The following is a 19,531-nucleotide window of genomic DNA, read 5'->3' as shown; positions in this document are numbered from 1 at the left end:
CACGTTTAATTAATGATGAATAATGAATGATTAAGGAGGATATTCCTTCGGAATATCTTTAAATCGATTATTATTTTGAAAAGCCACAGGCTTTTCTTCCTTAATCATTCATCATTAATTATTCACTTTTCACCATCTTTATCTTATTTAAGAACAACTTTTATTGTATGTTTAATATTTTCATCAAGTGAAGTTATTACATTTCTATCAATAACAGGTTGTTCGCTAAATTTATATTCTTCACCATTTATATAAATTTCCTTTACTCTATAATCACCATATTCTTTTTTACCTTCATTTATATATTCAATCTTAAGCTTTCTTTCTGCAAAGTTCATTTCAATAGCAGCTTTATTTTCAACATCAAATTGCTTTAATAAAATTTTAGGTTCAAATGCTAAGTTACCCATTTCACCTTTTACACCAAACATCTCAGTTAATACAGTAAGTATTAACCAGCTTGCTGAACCAGTTAAATAGTTATACATTCCTCTTCCTTTTTCATTTATATACTCAGGCACACCTGGGTATATTCTACTAATATCAAAGTTATTACAGTGATTATAAAGAGTATCAATAACTTTAAATCCTTCGAATGCAAAACCTCTTTGATAAAGTGCATTAGCATACATAATAGCCATATGACTAAATACAGCTCCATTTTCTTTGTGTCCATAAGCAAAACCAAACATTCTTCCTAAATCGGTTTTTATTTCATTAAAATTAGTATTTAGTCTATAACCACCAACAGCGTTATCATAAAGATAATTATCTGATGCTTTAATAATACTTTCAACTTGCTCTACTGTTGCAGTTTTGCTCATAATAGTAAATACTTGTCCGGTAAGCATCATACGAGTTCCTGACTCTCCATCTCCTTCAACGCGTCTTGCATTATTATCATAATAGCCATTATACCAACTGTATCCTTCTTTGTTCGTAATCCACTCATTCTTTTGAATGTGTTCTTTAAGCCAATTTGCTTTTCCTTCAACATTTGCGATTAGCTTATCACAATCTACATTAACAACTTTTCCTTTGATATTATGTCTACACTTATTGCAATAATCTTTTAATATATTTTGTTTTTCTTCTACGTTATCATAAACTTCATTATTACCAGTTAAAAGTACTTGTAATTCTTCAGCTAAATCTATATTTTTTACATTTTTTACATCCCTTAAATACTTTAATAACTCTGCAATATCTGCAAGATTTCCTCCGTAAAGTGAACTAAATGCAACACTTTCACCTTTTTCGTCTGCCATATCAAGAGCATCATTCCAGTCAGCACCATGTAACTTTAAATTATTGTGCTCACCAACATCATAAAATGCTGTTAAATGTTGCACTAAAAGATGTTCTAAAATTGTTCCTTTGTATTCTTCTAAATTTTCTGCAAGAATTTTATTTCCTTGGCTTAAGTCCCATAAAGTATCTTTTTCTGTTCCTCTTTCAACTTGTAGATCTTTAAAATAACTTTGTTTCTCTAAAAGAAATTCTATATCTCCAGTTTGTTCTATATAAAGTTTAGTAGTTAAGAATGGCCATGCTCCATGATCCATCCAAACACGTGTTATATTATTTCTATCTGCAATAAACTCACCCTGTTTTGTTCCAATAATTGTAGCATTAGTTCCATCAAAACGAACTCCACCAAAATTATCTAAAAGCATGCCACGAACTCCACTTGGATCCATTGCTAATAAGGCTAAGCAATCTTGCCATAAATCTCTCCAGCCTCTTCCGCCCTTACCGTAATCATGATGTGGCAAGAATGAACAGCCATAAATCCTTCTAAGCATTGGTTGGAAATTAACCCAATACATCCAATTATCAAATTGTTTATCCTCTGTTTCATATGAAATATTAATTTTTTTATCCCAATATGCTTTAGTTTCCTCAAGAAGCTTATCAAAAGCGATTTCTTTCAAATGGCTTTCAGCAATACTATTAAAATCAGATTTAGAATCTCCAAATCCTATTGCTACAATAAATGTTTTAGATTCATTTGCTTCAATTATTGCATCTTCAAAACGTATAGCGCCAATTGCTTCATAGCCTTCTAGCTTAGCATTAGCCTTAACCTTGAATTCTTCATTTAATAAAATGCTCTTTGGAATTTCAAAAGATCCACCTTCTCCAATATATTCTTCTACTATTGGACAGAAACTTACTGGCTTTTCTCCATCACCTGTTGCTGCAACTACTCCATAAACAACAGTATTTTTCTTATGTCCTCTTTCATCAAATGTCAATGTAGGATTCACTATAATTCCATCATCTATAGTTTCTATCCTATTTAAAAGAGAAGTTACATGTCTATGATCTCTAAGATTATCTGCTGAACGACAATATAATGGTATCGCTGCAGTTGCAGTTACTTTTTTAGCTTCATTACTTGTGTTAGTAATCGTTACTTTCATCAATTCTATTTTGTCATCAGTAGAAGGTACAAATGATACTATCTCACTTTTTATGTTGTATTTCTTTGATTCTCTAGCTATTTTATGCCACATGATTCCAGCTTCTAATTCAGTTTCTTCTTTATCCTCACTAAAAGCTTCTGCTTGTTGAGCTGCTGAAACTCCTGTTGCTGACCATGCTCCTAATCCATCTATATATACCCAAAAATTTCTTGAAGATTTATTATTATGAAGTTCTTCACTGCTTACTGGAGCAAGTAAAAATGTGTTTTGATTCATTTTACAATCGCCATTTAAAGTTGGCGTTATACTAGACATAACTCCTGCCTCATTTGCAATTGGAAAATACATATAGCTATTATTCTCCGGATTTTTTAGTTTAAAAGTTCCCTTATTATTTAAAAATTCACAATTTGCCATATTGTAAAACCGCCTTTATATTATATTAATTATTTTGCTACTTGATTATAAAATAGTAACTTGAATTTCTGCTATTTTACCATTTCTAATTTTCTCAGCAAATTCTCCACATATTTCATTTCCTTCAAATTTACTTATATTATTGTTTGCATCAACTAAAGTAATTTCTCCTATTATTCCTTTTTCATGCCCAAAAGTATTTTTGTTATTTGTATTTATATAGACAAGTTTTATATTACCTAAAATTGTAGTAATCAACTTACTATCTTTAAAGAAATCTTTTGTTAAAATAGGATTTAATTTAAATTTTAGAATTCCATCTTCATATGCAAATAGCTTTTCTCCAACCATCATCATTTTCCAAATATTTAACATTTCTACAGTCGTCCCACTTAATCTTGCTACAAAACCTCTTCCATGAGTTCTTTCATCCGGATTGCTGCTACTTGCAATAAACGATGAATTTTCTAGTATACTTCTTCCATATACTTCTGGATTCATAAACGGTGGCATTGCTGTTCTTATATCATCAAAGAATTCTTCGTATAATCCATTTTTTATTAATTCTAAAATATATTTAAATTCCATGTGCATAAATATTGATTCTCTTTCAAGCCAACCAGCTGTAAAACTTCTTGCTCTTCCTATTTCAAACGATATATCTTCCAAGGATTCTGAAGTTTTGTACATGTTTAATTTTTTATCATAAACATTACTTTCCTTAATAGATTTATATAATTCATGCTTTTCAACATAATCTAATTTTGTCTTAAAATATCTGGTAGGTCCTTCTAAAAATAATGGTAAGAAATTAATTTTAAACTCTAATGGTTTTATTACTTTGTCATTGTCTATTTCATATTTACTTACGTCATAATACATAAATGTAGGAATCTTACCTTCATTCATTTTCTTTGCTTTCTCAATTCCTAAATCAATCTTAGAAAGCATTTTATTAATTATACTTTCAATAACTGTTACTTCTAAATCCAAATTATTTCCACTTATTGAATATTGTATTTTTTCCCTGTACTCTTCTCTTATTGTTGAAACTTTGTCCCAATATTCTAATTGACTTAATTCCTCATTTAAATTTAACGAAAGAATTTCTTCTACTTCACATATGACTTTATAAAATTCTTCTGGCAATTTTATTGAATCTTCTACAACATCTAAATTTTCCTTTATAAATAGCAATAATCTTTTTAACTCTGCTGTTTCTGAAAAATTTGATCCTAGCAATCCTGGAAGTCCATTCATAGCGTCATTCCAACCTGGTTTTCCAGCTTCCATCTCTATTCCAAATCCCATAGGATCTAAAGTCATAAATTTTATTCCTGCAAGAACTAATAACTTTGCAAATAAATTTGTTTTATATAAATTACCATTGCTATCAACGATCCAGTTATGACATATATTCTCCTTTTTTGCTAAAGCTAAATATTGTCTAACTTTTCCATTTTCAATAGTATATTTATCTTTTCTAGGTAAAACGTACTCTGGAGAATTATAAAATTTATAACTTTCATCCTTAATTAGTAATTCTTTTATCTTGTCCGGATAAACGTCTAAATACTCTTCTATTAAATCAAGATTATAAGTCCAGTGGTCACTCCAGAAGCCTTCACCAAAGTCTATCTCTACAGTTTCACTACACATTTCTATAATATCGTTCATGATTTCATTGATTTTTTTACTTTCGATTCCGTTTATATTTCTTAATGAAGAATACAATTCCCCTATAGTGAATTTATTAACTAAAGTTTTTACCAATTCTTCATTTTCATATACACTAACTAAATTAGATATATTTTCTTTTTTGTTTTCCTCTACATAGAATTTCTTTCCTTTAATGACTAAAGGATTATAACCATCGAGCTGTATCAAATCACTAAATAATTTAATATTTTCTGCTCCTGTAAATGAGTGAATATATACATCCATTCTTCTATTTTGATTTACATCTCTAAAGTTTCCATTTCCTTGAGAATAGAAATTAGGTTCTATACTAAAGAAGTTATAGTCTCTTTCTAAATCTCCATGTTTTCTAGAATATACATAATATATCTTTTTATCTCTATTCCCAAACTCTAATGGATATCCGCCTCTTAAAACATTATCTATATAACATTGTTTGATATAATCATCAAATAGTGGATATGCAGTTTTAGTATCCACATGGTTGCTAATATTATCTATTAGTCCATTACTTTCAATTATTTTCATATCGAAATAACTTTTATTGCATATTTTCTTCAATGATTTCTTAACATCATCACTATTATTCATATATCCTATATAACTATATATGCAGGTTGTATTATTTCCTTCTAAGCGCATTGCTTTTCCTGTAAATGCACAAGGAACTTTATTATAAGAAATATTATTAGCCTTCAGTAATTCTCCAATAGTATTATTTTTAAATTCTAATGGTTCTTTTAAAGATGTATCATATCCAAATATATTCTCCGAATCAACTATTGGATTTAATATATCTTCATTTTCATCAAAGGCTACATAAAAATAACTATTTTCTACTGTGCCCATTTGAGCTGTGTCTTCAGTAGAAGATCTTAACTTATACATAGCAGTCCCATCTTCTTTAATTTCTCCCTGCATGTAACTTCTTAACGTATTTCCGATTCCTTTGTATGTTGCATTATCAGATCCATATGGTAATATAGCAGATAATCCATCTAATATTTCTATTTCTATTTTCACATTAGATGTATTTACAACTTCTACTTTTCTTCCGAGTGCTGAAAAATCTTCGTTCGGAATTGTAAAGTAGGTTATTTCAATATTTAAATTTAATTCGCTATTTATTTCAACTAATCTTAATTCATTATTCTTTATTTTTATTATTCTTTTTATATTCTCATTTATAGTCATAGAAAATGGTTCAAAAATAAATTCCTCTTCATTATTTCTAAGCTTTATAAAAGTTCTAAATCCGTTACTGTACACCATTTTATAAGCTTCATTAGCTGGAAAAAACTCCATTATACAATTACTTTTATCCCTTATTCCAATGCTGCTTATCGCTTGTCCTCTATTAACGTAAAATGACCACATAGGTATTCCTTCTACACCCGCAATACCTGATAAAAAACTAGCAAAAGGAGCTTTTTTATCATAATCTTCTATAACATAAAATCCTAGTTCATCTATATAATCCTTCTTAATTTCATTTTTTTCCTTCATAAAAACACCTCTTATCTACAGGTCATACTTCCATCTTTCTTTGATAATCAATTTAGTTCCAATAGTTACTGCTAAGGTGGTAATTAGTAGTATTTAAGTCCACGAAAAACTTTTACTTTTCACACCTTAGCACTGCTTATATTTAGAAGATTATCTCTACATTATGCTCTTTACCATCTTCAAAATTCTTTAGAATATTACCTTCAATTTTTTCACCATCAACTTTTATAGAATATAAAGAATCTTTCATTCTATAAAAACCTTCAGGTTTTGAAATCATAATATTATAGCTAGCCTTACCAGTTTTAAGAATCAAGTTTAGTGATTCTTGTTCTTCCGCAAGTATTGGATTTATCTCAATACCTCTTGCTGTGTATTCAACACCAAATGCATCAAATAATGATAGTGTAAGCCAAGTAGAAGTACCACTAAGTGTAGGTCCTATATTTTCACCTGTATCACTATTGTTATATTGAGTACAGAATCTTGGATTTCCACATGTTTCATATGGATGTTTCATTGTGTTGTAAGGTAAAACTAGATTTATCATCCAATATGCTGTACTAGTTAGCTTTCTTGCTAATTCATCACTTTCAACCATCTTAGCAGCTTTTAGCATAGCACTAGTAGCCATCATTGTAGCATGCTTAAATATTCCCCCATTTTCTCTATCCCCTGGGAAATATTCTCCTGTTGCAGTTCCAGTTGCAACCTTCTCTAAATCTGTTGGACTAATAAGCTTTAATCCATAAGGAGTTTTTAAATGAGTCTCTATAGATTCAAGCATTATTTTAATTTGTTCTTCTGTCGCAGAATTAGATAAAATTGCCCAACTAAACGAATTTAAGAAATATGTGCCATCTTTATTTGGATCTGCTGAAAGTTTATCTCCTTTAGCACCAAGATAAGTGAACTCTCCATTTTTGTATCTATTAAATAAAACCCTTGCAAAGAAATCATCCTTCCAAGCATATTGTTGCAGATTATCATAAAGTTTATTAGAAGCCTTCTCAAGGTTACTTAAATATAATGTATCTTCTTTCTGCTTTCCAATTTCAATCATTTCGTCCATAGCAACCTTTAATAGGAATCCATTCATAACACTTTCAGAATAATCACTTTCAAATGGCTCTCCATCTCTTCCGGTTCTAGCTATCTGTTCCTTGTATCTTCTCTCTTTTTCAACACCATTAATAAAATCAGTGTCAAGCTTTAGACAGTCATTCCAATCTGCAAAATCAAGTAGAGGTATTCCATGTTTTCCTATTGAAATCTCTCCTGAATATCTTAAAATAGCTTTAATGGTATCATATAAGCTTCTTTTCTTTATTGGATTGCTTCCTCCTATACTTAACTCTTCATCTAGGAATGCAGTATCACCAGTAATATTTATATATCTATATACAGCCTGAATTAACCACAATCCATCATCAGACCATTTTCCTGGTTCTTTACCAACCCAGAAAAAGTTATGGTAAGCATAACCAAATTCAAATACCTTTTCAGCCCATTCCTTTATCAAATTTTTTGCAAGCTCTTTTTCACCCATTCCTATAAAATAGTACATAGATGCATAAATGTCTTGAATTTCTCTAAATCCAATTTCTCTGTAACCCTTTTGTGTTTGGTCAAAAGAACGTGATACAAAGGTTTGATACAGCACTTGAAAAGGTAGATTCTTGTTAACATAAGTATCAAATTGCTTGTCCCCTGAAATAACTTGCAGATAACTGCTGTATTCATTAATAAGGTTAATACTTTTATTAAACGCATTTTGAATCTCTTTTTCATTGCTATACTTAATAATTAGATTTTGTACCTCAGTTTTAAAGGTATTTCCATCAAAATTATCATTTGTCTTAGTTGAAACTAATCCAGTTAAATTATCAATAGAAATTTCAGCTAACGGTTGTATTGTAATCTGACTGCTAACAGCAAAGAAACCTGGTCCTTTTCTATTTAAATTGCTGCTAAGTTTGTATAACCCTTCCGGTCTTTCCAACGAACCACTTCCCACGAATTCACTATAACTTGTACAAAACTCCTTAGGAAGTATAGATCCTTTTTCAGTATGGGTAATCATAGTATGAAATCTGTAGTCGCCACTTGTATACATTGGATAATAATCTGAAGATATAGCCATTACAGATCCTTCATCATCAACCAATACCTTTGCCTGCATAATTACATTACTGTATAAAACATCTTCCATCAATGCACCCGGAGCAGCACTTCCAAACATACCTGTATAAACGATTTTAATATTCCTTATTCTATTTGTATTATTCTTTATTTTAATTTGTTGCGCCTCAACAGCTATAGGCATGTTCTCTTCTTGAGGAAGTAAGAATATTAATCTTTCAACCTCTAATCCGCACTTAGTCTTATAAATAATCTTAGTGTGATTTTGAGAATGAATACATTTACCAGATTCTATATTTTCATCAGTGACATTTGCTGAATAAAATATTTGCTTTCCATCTTCCACCAAATAAAACTGACGGCTTGCAGGAAAACCATTTTCCTCTTGAAGCATATCCCATCTTGTAGCTAATACTTGAGTAGCGGCATGAGATCTAAAGCTTCCTCTTCCTAGCTTATCTACTACGCTCTTTGGAGTAGTTTGTAATGGATGAGAAAACTTAATTCTATTTCCTAACAATAAATTTGTGTAAAAATGTGGTCCTGGAGCTGGAGCTAATAAATCTATTTCGTGCTCTCCATCTTCATTTATAGTTCCCACACCATAGGTTATCTTTTGTAATATACTGTTTATCTTATTGCTAACCTCAAGGTCTAAGGTCATTTCAGTAATTAATCCCTTGTTACATGCTAATAAAGTAGTATCATCTATATTTTTAGTAAGTCTAATGATTACAAATTCATTTTCTTCTAAAATTCTATCTAACAGTACAGCTATTTCTCGACTCTTAAACATTTCTAAGGTAACAGGAATTTTAATTGGTAAATTAGCAACGCCCACTGCCTTCTTATATGTACTATCATAGAATATACCATCTATAACAGCTTGCTTTTCAATCCTTTCATTAAATATTTCTCTTAAGCTCTGCTCTGCAGACTGTTTAACTTTTCTAGCTACAACTTCTTTCATTATTATAACCATTCCTTTCCTTATGCAAAAAATGCAGTAAAAATATTTCTTTCATTCTTGCTTGTATACATTAATTTATATTATTCAATATCTTCAACAGCAGAATTTTAAAGTTCAAATTTTTGTACCTTTCCTTCCACTTTTATAGCCAATTCTTTAAGGGAACTAGATAATTCAACAAGTTCCTCATTTAGGTGTATTTTTTCTTCTGCAGATGCTGCTATCTCGTCACTTATTAATAAGTTCTCGTTAGAGCTAATATTTAACATACTCATTGTTTCATTTATCTTTTCTCTAGTAATATCTATAGCTGTTACCTCATCCTTAACACTTAGGATTTGGCTTACAAGAAACTCCATTTCACTTGAAATTGAATCAAAGCTATTCGTACTATCAACCACTGACTCAATCTGTTCCATCATATATTCTTCTGATTTATGCACTTCATTGTTGAGTTCATTTATTTTATCATCTAATTTATTAATTATTGAATCTATGTATTTAGTTGAGCTACTAGTTGATCCTGATAATTCTTTTACTGACTTTGCAATTACACTAAAGCCTTTTCCCTGTTCTCCTAATCGAGCCGCCTCTATTTCAGCATTTAGAGCTAGTAAATCAGTTTGCTTTGCTATAGCGTTTACTGCATCTGTTATCTTTCTTATCTCTTTGAATTCACTTTTTAAAGCTTCAGAAGTAGACAAAACATTTACAGTAATATCGGCTACTTTATCTGATTTTACTTTTAATAAATCTAGATTTTTTTTCCCATGGTAAGTTAATTGTTTTGTATCACTTATACTACTATCAATATTTCTAAAATAGTTAATTATAGCTTCTATTTTATTTGATAGCTCAGTTGTTAATTCATTTATGCTGCAAATATCATTATTTTGATTTTTACTTTTTGTATAAATATCTGATATTTTTACTCTCATACTTTCAAATTCCTCATAATTTTTCATTGCATTTGAGGAAATTTCATCCGCCGCCTTAGAAGTTATACCAGACATGCTTTTTATATCATTTATTGAATCCCTAAAGCTTTCAAGCATTTCCAGAAATCTATTGCCTAATAAACCTACTTCATCCTTTCTACCTGGCACTGATACTCCAATTAAAATTCCACCCTTTACTTTATCCATACCTCTTATTAGCTCATTTATTCCATTAGTTATATCTCTGGTGATAAATGTTGAAAAGAAAAAAATCAATGCCATACTAATTATTCCGACTACAAGTATTTGCAATCTTATTGCTGAAGCGGCTCTTGTCATATTGTTAATTGGAGTGATCCCTACCAATATCCAATCTGTATTAGTGAATTTATAAAAAGTCACTAGATTATTTTCATTATTTATTTCTTTATCAAACCAATTATTGTCATTATCTTCGGTATTCTCTGCAATATCTATGGCATATTTTTTTCCGTCGCTATTTCTATCTAATGGATCCATTACTACATTATTATTTTTATCAATAATAATTATTTTCGTATCATAGTTAACTTTCATATCTTTGATTAAACTATAAATATAATCTTCCTTTAAATTAACAACTAAATTTCCAATGCTAGCTAAATTGGTAGATACTCTCATCTTATAAAAAGCAGTTATAACTTTATTTGATATCTGTTTTGTAAAGCTATGACCACTTATATATGGTATAGTCTTATTCGAACTTTCATTGCTGCTAACAAATTCTGAATAGTTTGGCTCAGTAAAAATATCATAAGTTGAATCATATCCACTTCCACCATAATAAAAAATATCTTTATTATTTGAGACAACAAAGACATCAGCAACATCCATTCTTGTCTTTAATGCATCGCCCAAGTAACTACGTATTTCATTTGATACCTGTGCCTTTTTCTGAGAATCCATATCCTTATATTTTAAAACTTTCTCTCCTAGGCTGTCATTATTGGTTATGACTTGAAACGTTTTATCAATATCTTGCAAGGATCTGTCTATGTTCTCTCCTTTTTGCTTCATAAGCTCAATCAGGTTATCTTTATTTTGACTAATGATTGTGTTAGAAAACTGTTTATACGAAATAAGCGAAACTATAAAAAGAGACAAAGAAATTAAAATTAAGAATCCTAAATTCAGTTTTACCCGTATTCTCAAATTTTTTATAGATAATAATTGATAATATGAATTAACCCTTTTTGGTAACTTCTTAACTAAGACTTTTTTCTTTAGCATTCTAATCACATCCTATAGTCCAAAATAATTAAAGAGCTCTTCATTGGTAAAAAATAGAGATTCTACGTAAATCTCTATCTCTTGTATCTAAGTAATTCTTATCCTTTAACAGCCCCTGCCGTCATACCGCTAATAAACTTCTTTTGAAGTGCAAAGAACATTATTAGAACCGGAATCGTAGTTACAACACTTGCTGCCATCATTAAATCATATCTATTTTGAAAATTACCAACATAAAGTCTTATTCCAACCGGAATTGTTTGAGTAGAAATATCTGTAGTTAATACCCAAGCAAAAAGCAGTTCATCCCAAGCCATTAAGAATATATATATACCAGTAGCAATTATTCCAGTTGTTGAAATTGGTAATATAACTCTTATAAGTGCTCCAAATTTTGAACACCCGTCTATACGAGCCGCTTCTTCTAATTCTTTAGGAATGGTTGCAAAAAATCCTCTTAATATCCATATACTGAATGGAATAAAGAATGCAGAGTAAGTGATTATTAATCCAGGATATGTATTCACTATCTTTATCCCAAATTTTTCTTGAACATTTATAAACATCATATACAATGGTAACAAAAACATCATTCCTGGAATCATTTGCGTAGCTAGAACTGTGCTTCCAAATATACCTGACCCAGGAAACTTATATTTTGCTACTGCATACCCAGCAAAAACAGCTAGACTTAATGTAACTAATGTCGTTACTCCACAAATAATTAAACTATTTTTAAGATATGCAAAGAAATTTATATTCTTCCACATTTCAATATAATTCTGCCAATTAATTGGCTTACCTAAAGTACCAGTTGCTAGATCTCCTTGAGTCATTAATGAACTTAAGAACATCCAAGCTATTGGAAATATACTACTTATAACCATTATTGTTAAAATTATATTAGCCGCTATACGTTTTCTTCTCTTTTTTATTTTAATACTTTCCGTGTAACTCTTTGCCATTATTCATCCACCACCAAACTATCTCTAAATACTCTATACCATATTCCAACAAGTATTAGCATACATATCATTACAATAATTGTAGCTGCTGCACCTGTCCCAAAGTTCCAAGTTTGAAAAGAATTTCTTTGGATATTTGTCATTAATAAATCTCCCCATTTACCTGGATATCCTGATCCATGTCCAAACATCATTGAAACGATATTATAAGAATATATATAATTAATCATTCCAAAAAGCATTTGGATACCAATTACTGGTTTAAGCAATGGTAATGTTATATTGAAAAACTTTTGAATTCCACTAGCTCCATCTATTTCTGCTGCTTCATAATAATCATCAGATATATTCTGAAGTCCAGCTAAAAGCATTATCATTACAAGTGGCACATTTCTCCATATAGTAGGTATTATTATTGCCGCAAGTACATTGCTCCCTGTGAGCCAAAACGGTTTACTTGGCAAAATATGTAGCCAATCTACTAAAATCCTATTAATTATCCCCGTATCTTGTTGCAACATAAATCCCCATAGCATTCCAACTACATATGATGGTACAACCCAAGGTGTTAATAATAAAGTTCTTGCAATTCCTCTAAACTTAAATTCTCGGTTAACTACCATTGCTGATGCTAGACCTATAGCTATAACTAGTACACTACAAATCATTCCATATATACCTGTGTTTCTAAGTGCCTCCAAAAATCCCGAACGCATATTACTTGTTGGATCAAATAAAACCTTATTAAAATTTTCAAATCCAGCAAATGGTGCATCTAAAAATTGTTTTAATGTAAATTGGTTAAGTTTAAGTACTGAAAAAAATAACCCTTCTGCCATTGGTATAAGTTGAACAATTATCATAGCAATTACTGCAGGTAGTATAAGCGCATATGCAAATTTATTTTTACGAATATTGTCAATAATACTATATTTGTGCTCTGCTTGTGTTATAATATTTTTCTCTGTTTCCATTTATGCTCCTCCTATAACCTTCTATAAGTATCCTATACGAATTATACAGGGGATATTCCCCTGTATAATCTAAATTGAGCTATTATTACTGATTTAAAACAGCATTAACATCATTAACTGCTCCATCTAATTCAGTCTTATTTTTATTAGGATCATATTTTCCATTAACACCCATTACATTATCCCATACATTTGATAATCCTTTTTGGAATAATGATTCTGAAGGAGCCCAGCCAGGGATTGAAGGGTATGATCTACCATATTGAAGCTGTTGTTTGAATACTGATAACATAGAATCATCAGTTACAAACTTGTCATCGAATGACTTAGCATTAGCTGGTAGGTTACCATGTTTCTTAGCATATGCAATTTGTGCATCTGAAGATGAAAGGTACGATAGTAGTTTAACCGCTTCAGGTTTGTTCTTTGAAGATTTAAAAATTGCTAAATCACTTCCACCAAAAAATGCATATCTGCCTTTTGGACCTTCTGGAATTATAGCAACTCCAACTTTTTTAGGATCTAAAGCTTTTGAACTATCTTTTGCATATTCAGTTTTTATAGTTTGTGCAAAATATGCACCTGAGAAAATTGTTGCATATTCACCATTATTAAATAAAGCTTCAACTTCTGATGAATTCTTTTCTAGAGCAGCCTTTGGCATTAAACCTTCATCTGCTAAACTAGCATAATAATTAATTCCATCTAACGCTTCAGGAGAATTTATTACAGCCTTACCATCTTTAATATAATCTCCACCTGCTCCCCATATCCACCATGAGAAATTATGAACTACATTCCAGTCATTCTTTCCAGGCATTCCAAGACCAGCTAATTTCTTACCATCAACTTCAACACCATTTAATTTCTTTAAGGCAGCTTTATAACTATCCCAAGTATTGAAATCCTTAGCTGGATCTACACCAGCTTTTTCGCAAGCATCCTTTCTGTAAAATAAAGCTCTTGTATCAATAAACCAAGGAACTCCATATCTTTCACTCTTTCCTTCTATTCCAGTTGTTGATAACGTAGCTTTAACGAAAGAGTCATCTCCTCCAAAATCTTTATAATATTGAGAAAGATCCTCCAACGCTCCCATTGCACCTACAGCTGGAACCCATGTATTACCCAACTGTGTAATATCAGGTGCTTCTCCACTTGTTCCTGCTGCAGTGATTTTAGTCCAAGCTGATCCCCAGTCAAGTACTGTAGGTGTAACCTTTATGTTAGGATTTTGATCTAAGAACGGCTTGATAACCTCCATAAAATCATCTTCTGGAGTTCCGCTATTAGGCATTATCCAAACCTTTAAATTGATTTCATTACTTTTTGTACTCGTTTTCGAAGCATCGCTCGAACTAGATCCACATCCAATTAAACCTAGTGCTAACATACTTGCAATTACTGCTGATAATATTCTCTTCTTCACCTTTGTTCCCCCTCTTAATTTCCTTTTACACCTTTATGATATATTAAAATAGAGGTTGCTAAAATGGTATAAAATTACGATAAAGTATTAAAAAATTACTCACTTTAAACATTTACACGCAAAAGAAAAAGAGACTCTTTACAGAATCTCTTTTATTTTTATACTACATTTTTTGTATTCTAGCTCTAGTCTGATCACTTATACCTTATCCTTATTTACATAATCCAATGCCTATATTTATTTACTTCGGATCGTAAGATACCCAGTCATAATATGCATTAAGTGGAGTTACACCATTATAAGAACCTAACCATGAGTCTACACCTGTTCCAGGCCATAAATTCATCATAATTTTGCCTGGATGTGATGGAATATTATTAGTTGCCCTATAAACTTCCTTTCCATCTACCAACCATGCAATATAAGTTGGTTGCCAATTAAAAGCATAAGTATGGTAACTTGTCGAAGCATCAAATCCTAGATTATAAATGTGCTCATGATTACCTACACCATTTGTATAATAATTGAATTGTACTTTTGTAGTATCTTTACCTAAAAATTCGATATCGATTTCATCCCAAGGAGTACCATCTGATGGCCCTGTATAAGTGAAAAATGAAGAAACTATTCCAGTATTTTTTGCTGGTTTCATATTTACTTGATATAGTCCATAACTATAAGTATTATTTGAACGATATTCTCCACCTGCATATGGCTTAGTGCCTCCTTTAGTATCTTTATTGATAGTAAGAGCCATAGCTCCATTGCTAAAATTAACGTTACTAGATCTCCAAGTACAATTAAACATACCGTCATTTGTCCATCCATCTGATTTTGACCAAGATGATGTATTAGCAGAATCAAAACTCTCACCCATGTGCGTTGTAATTAATGATGCGGAAGCTGGTGTCGGTATTAAAGTTCCCACTAAAAAAGTACCTACTAACAATCCTAATGTTGCAATTTTTAAATATTTTTTTTTCATACCTATTTCCTCCTAATAATCAAATAATTTATAAAAATCATAATTGATTTTATATACCTAATATTTCCACTTGTACTTATATGTGATAAAGCTCATTTTGAAGGCTTGGATAGTATTCTTTTTCACATTTGTTTCCCATATTCATTTACTTTTTTAACTTTATGATATATTAGAATAAAGGTTGCTGAAATGGTATAAAATTACGATAAAGTATTAAAAAATTACTCAATTTAAACATTTACATAAAAAAATAAAAAGGGATTCATCAAAGAATCTCTTTTATTTTAATATATTGGATTTTTTATATTCGGCCGGAGTATAACCGGTATGCTTTTTGAAGAGTTTACTAAAATACGCTGTCTCCTTATAACCTAACATATCACTGACCTCATAAACCTTATAGTCGTGCCTCTTTAATAATATTTTTGCTCTTTCCATCTTTGCTTTTGTTGCATATTCTAAGAAGTTTTCTCCAGTTTGCTGCTTAAATATTGAACATAAATAGTTCTTACTTATATTTAAATTACTAGCTATAGATGTCAGCGTTATATCCTCATCTATATGATTAAGCACATATTCACAAGCTCTTTGAACTATATTATCACTCTGATTTAGACTATATTCCTTTATAATATCTATAAGTTTAGCTATATTATCCATCAGTTGATTTTCGATATCCTCTAGAGTTTCAACACCTAAAAAGCCGATTTTAACTATTTTACTCAAGTCATATACATCTTCTAAAAAACTATATTTTTTAAGCACATTATTGTAAATATTATATACAATTTGTGTAAATGTAATATTGATCTTGAAAATATCAAAATTCAAAAGGTTTGCTATTTCTTTTAATAGCTCCCGAAGCATATTTAATGAATCATCTTTCCCAACAATTATTGCACTTATAAGCGCCTTTTCTTTCTCAATTGGATAGACAAAACTCTTCTGCCTACATTCAGCTAATTCGCTTGCGTGAATTAACCTATTTGTACCTAATACATATTTATATTTAAGCGCTTCCTTAGCATTTAAATAACTTTTGTAAATGCTATATATTTGATTATATGCATTTCCAACTCCTATATTTAATTTTGTTTGCAATTCTTCACTTCCAAATTGAAGTATACTATTTAATACCTTGATAAAGCTTTGATTTAATTCTGATATTTCAACTTCTTTATCAGCTTGTACAATAATAATTTTTTTACCAAAATCCGAATCTAATAAAGAAAAATGTTTTATATCGCTTTTTTTAAATCCTTTTTCTATTAAATCATTAACCATATTATTTAAATGGTTCCATTCATCATTTTCAGTTAAATCCTCACTACTAATGATAATTTCATTAATTTCAACAATTGCAACTTGAACCTTGCCTTTTATAAGCGGAAGGTTATACTGAGAAATATGCTCATCCATCATCATCAAATTTTTTCCTCTTAAAAGGTCATATAATATTTTTTCTCCAGATATAACTTTATTTACATTATATTCACGATCCTTTTTTTCCTTAGTTGTTAATTTGTTATTAGCATTAATTAAAATATTCTTTAGTTTTTGAGAGTCTATTGGCTTCAATATATAGTCAAATGCACCTAGTCTTATACCTTCCTGTGCGTATGAAAATTCATCATATCCACTTAACAACAATACTAAAGTATCCAATCCCTTTTCTCTGATTTCCCTTAATAGTTCAATTCCTGTTATTTTGTGCATCTTAATATCTGATACAATGAAATCTATACTATGCTCCTTAATCAGTTCAAGCGCTTCTTCCCCATCACGGGCTTCACAAACTATCTTAAAGCCATATTCCTCCCAATTGATTATCTTTTTTAATCCCTTTCTAATAATTGGTTCATCATCTACAATCATTACTGAATACAAATTTATTCCCCCCATAAAACCTTTCTTTTATTTATTCCACTCTGTTTTGTCAACGTTTTTAAATTGTACATCCCCATCTATATTAGGAAGCTTAAGCGTTATTTGAGTGTAATGATCCTCTTTAGAATCAATCATAACACCATATTCTTTTCCGTAAAAAAGTTTTATTCTATCGCTTACGTTTTTAAGTCCAAGACCATATCTTTTGTCTGCATTTCCGTTTATATGATTCTGAATTTCCTGAACTTTGCCTATGTTCATTCCGTTTCCATCGTCCTTTACATTTAGGTACAAATATTTTTTATCTATATTAACGGATATATATATATATCCATTTTCATCCATTAATTTTTTTGAAAGACCATGTTTCACCGCATTTTCTACTAACGGCTGAATTGATAATTTTAATATTTTCCTATTTAAAAATTCTTCATCAATATCAACCTTTAAAATTATTTCAAAATCATATCTAAGAGTCATTAATGTTATATAATTTCTAATATGACTTACTTCTTCACTTAATGGTACAAACTCGTTATTCCACTTCATATTATACCTCATCATATCACCTAAAGAAGCCAAGCAATCAGATACTATATAATTCTCTTCAACTAGTGCCATCATCCTAATATTCTCCAGAGTGTTATATAAAAAGTGGGAATCTATTTGAGTTTTCAATGCTTTTAACTCTGCTTCCTTGGTTATTATTTCTTTATTTACGCTATCCTTAATCAGTACGTCTATCGTTTTCATCATTTGTCTGAAGTTATGAGCAAGTACTCCCACTTCATCATTACCGTATACATCTATGCTCGGCATTAGATCTCCAGTCCTCACCTGCTTGACTGCAGAAATTATTTTATACAATCTTTTGAGAATGGTTTTAGTTGCATAATATATCAATATAGATAGGAAGAGTAATAAAAAAGTAGACCCCCAAATAACTACATACTTGGAATTTTTTATTTCCTGCGAAATGTTATTTAATGGTATAATATTTAATAAATAATTATTTGGAATTGGTGACTCTTCGTATATTATAATATAATCTTCATTTCCTTGATTATAAGTCAGTTCTCCTTTTTCATGTTCTAATTTACCATCAATAAACTCTCGAAACTTACTTTTATCAAAGTCAAAATTTCTAAGTAGCAAGCTATTCTCATCTGTTCTTATATTCATATTTTCATTATCAATTAACAGTATTTGTCCACTTTTTAACTCATCTTTTTCAAACATTTTGGGAAAAAAGTCTTTAGATCGCATTGTAACTCTGCTGATTCCTAAATATTTATCATTGGGATAATTAATTTTCTTATTAATAGAAACAACCAAATCTTTCGATTCCTCATTAAGAGTGGAATTAACTAATATATCATTATCATAATGATTAACATTCCAATATTCGGCGCCATTTTTTTCAATAGTTTTTTCATACCATCCATCTTTAGCAACTCTATTCTCTTTGTAAAATGTAGGCCAGATTTCACTCACTTGTGAATTACTAGTAAATATATTTATTTGCTTAATTGTTGGATTATTATTTTGCAGATTAATTAATTGTTTATATGTTGTTTCTCTAAAATCAATTAATGTTTTTGCTTCCTGATTATTATCACCTTGTAAATATCCTATTACCCCACTATCAGATTTTATAGAATTAACTATATTCCGCATTATATACACATTCTTTTCAATACTATCATATTCCGTACTAAGATCGTATTCCCCCCTGCTAATTGCATCATGTTTAGCTTTAGCTGAAAGAGAACTAAATATATATAGAGAAAATATTACTATTGGTATACCAATAATAAATATGTACATAGTAATTAATTTTTTCATTAAACTTCCACTAATAAATATTTGCTTAACTTTTCCCCAAAAAATTACAATATTATTTTTCATTTAAGCAACTCCTA

10 protein-coding genes are annotated in these 19,531 nt (G+C 30.1%); all 10 read right to left on the bottom strand.

Annotation, left to right across the window (positions count from 1 at the left end; genetic code table 11):
* Positions 1-143: 143 nt before the first annotated feature.
* Positions 144-2,846, bottom strand: a complete 2,703-nt coding sequence (locus CLCHR_RS00930) for a GH36-type glycosyl hydrolase domain-containing protein (protein ID WP_079437781.1) — start codon at positions 2,844-2,846, stop codon at positions 144-146.
* A gap of 45 nt (positions 2,847-2,891) precedes the next feature.
* On the bottom strand, positions 2,892-6,050 hold the full coding sequence (locus CLCHR_RS00925) for a hypothetical protein (RefSeq protein ID WP_079437780.1): 3,159 nt from the start codon (positions 6,048-6,050) through the stop codon (positions 2,892-2,894).
* Between the two features lie 142 nt (positions 6,051-6,192).
* Positions 6,193-9,162, bottom strand: a complete 2,970-nt coding sequence (locus CLCHR_RS00920; protein WP_079437779.1) for a GH36-type glycosyl hydrolase domain-containing protein — start codon at positions 9,160-9,162, stop codon at positions 6,193-6,195.
* Between the two features lie 107 nt (positions 9,163-9,269).
* Complete coding sequence (locus CLCHR_RS00915) at positions 9,270-11,369, bottom strand: methyl-accepting chemotaxis protein (RefSeq protein WP_079437778.1); 2,100 nt, start codon at positions 11,367-11,369, stop codon at positions 9,270-9,272.
* Positions 11,370-11,467: 98 nt separating this feature from the next.
* Entirely contained in the window at positions 11,468-12,334 is an 867-nt protein-coding gene (locus tag CLCHR_RS00910; protein ID WP_079437777.1) for a carbohydrate ABC transporter permease, read from the bottom strand.
* Positions 12,334-13,308, bottom strand: coding sequence for a carbohydrate ABC transporter permease (locus CLCHR_RS00905; protein WP_079437776.1), 975 nt, complete (start codon positions 13,306-13,308; stop codon positions 12,334-12,336). The genes CLCHR_RS00910 and CLCHR_RS00905 overlap by 1 nt, the downstream gene beginning before the upstream one ends.
* Positions 13,309-13,393: 85 nt before the next feature.
* Positions 13,394-14,737 carry a sugar ABC transporter substrate-binding protein gene (locus CLCHR_RS00900; protein ID WP_079437775.1) on the bottom strand — a complete coding sequence of 448 codons (1,344 nt, stop codon included), beginning with the start codon at positions 14,735-14,737 and terminating at the stop codon, positions 13,394-13,396.
* A 241-nt stretch (positions 14,738-14,978) separates the two neighbouring features.
* Positions 14,979-15,722, bottom strand: a complete 744-nt coding sequence (gene bglS, locus CLCHR_RS00895; protein WP_079437774.1) for a beta-glucanase — start codon at positions 15,720-15,722, stop codon at positions 14,979-14,981.
* Between the two features lie 279 nt (positions 15,723-16,001).
* Positions 16,002-17,609 (bottom strand): response regulator, encoded by a 1,608-nt coding sequence (locus CLCHR_RS00890; RefSeq protein ID WP_079437773.1) that lies wholly within the window; start codon positions 17,607-17,609, stop codon positions 16,002-16,004.
* A 27-nt stretch (positions 17,610-17,636) separates the two neighbouring features.
* Positions 17,637-19,517 carry a sensor histidine kinase gene (locus CLCHR_RS00885; protein ID WP_079437772.1) on the bottom strand — a complete coding sequence of 627 codons (1,881 nt, stop codon included), beginning with the start codon at positions 19,515-19,517 and terminating at the stop codon, positions 17,637-17,639.
* Positions 19,518-19,531: the final 14 nt, after the last annotated feature.

Origin of the sequence: Clostridium chromiireducens (assembly GCF_002029255.1) — a bacterium.
In the GTDB taxonomy this organism is placed as follows: Bacteria; Bacillota; Clostridia; order Clostridiales; family Clostridiaceae; genus Clostridium; species Clostridium chromiireducens.
This window is presented reverse-complemented; position numbering and strand designations above follow the sequence as displayed.

Bases quoted from the DNA above. Each gene is read 5' to 3' on its own strand.
- CLCHR_RS00925 (WP_079437780.1), bottom strand. From the start codon at position 6,050: ATGAAGGAAAAAAATGAAATTAAGAAGGATTATATAGATGAACTAGGA.
- CLCHR_RS00930 (WP_079437781.1), bottom strand. From the start codon at position 2,846: ATGGCAAATTGTGAATTTTTAAATAATAAGGGAACTTTTAAACTAAAA.
- CLCHR_RS00905 (WP_079437776.1), bottom strand. From the start codon at position 13,308: ATGGAAACAGAGAAAAATATTATAACACAAGCAGAGCACAAATATAGT.
- bglS (WP_079437774.1), bottom strand. From the start codon at position 15,722: ATGAAAAAAAAATATTTAAAAATTGCAACATTAGGATTGTTAGTAGGT.
- CLCHR_RS00885 (WP_079437772.1), bottom strand. From the start codon at position 19,517: ATGAAAAATAATATTGTAATTTTTTGGGGAAAAGTTAAGCAAATATTT.
- CLCHR_RS00920 (WP_079437779.1), bottom strand. From the start codon at position 9,162: ATGAAAGAAGTTGTAGCTAGAAAAGTTAAACAGTCTGCAGAGCAGAGC.
- CLCHR_RS00910 (WP_079437777.1), bottom strand. From the start codon at position 12,334: ATGGCAAAGAGTTACACGGAAAGTATTAAAATAAAAAAGAGAAGAAAA.
- CLCHR_RS00915 (WP_079437778.1), bottom strand. From the start codon at position 11,369: ATGCTAAAGAAAAAAGTCTTAGTTAAGAAGTTACCAAAAAGGGTTAAT.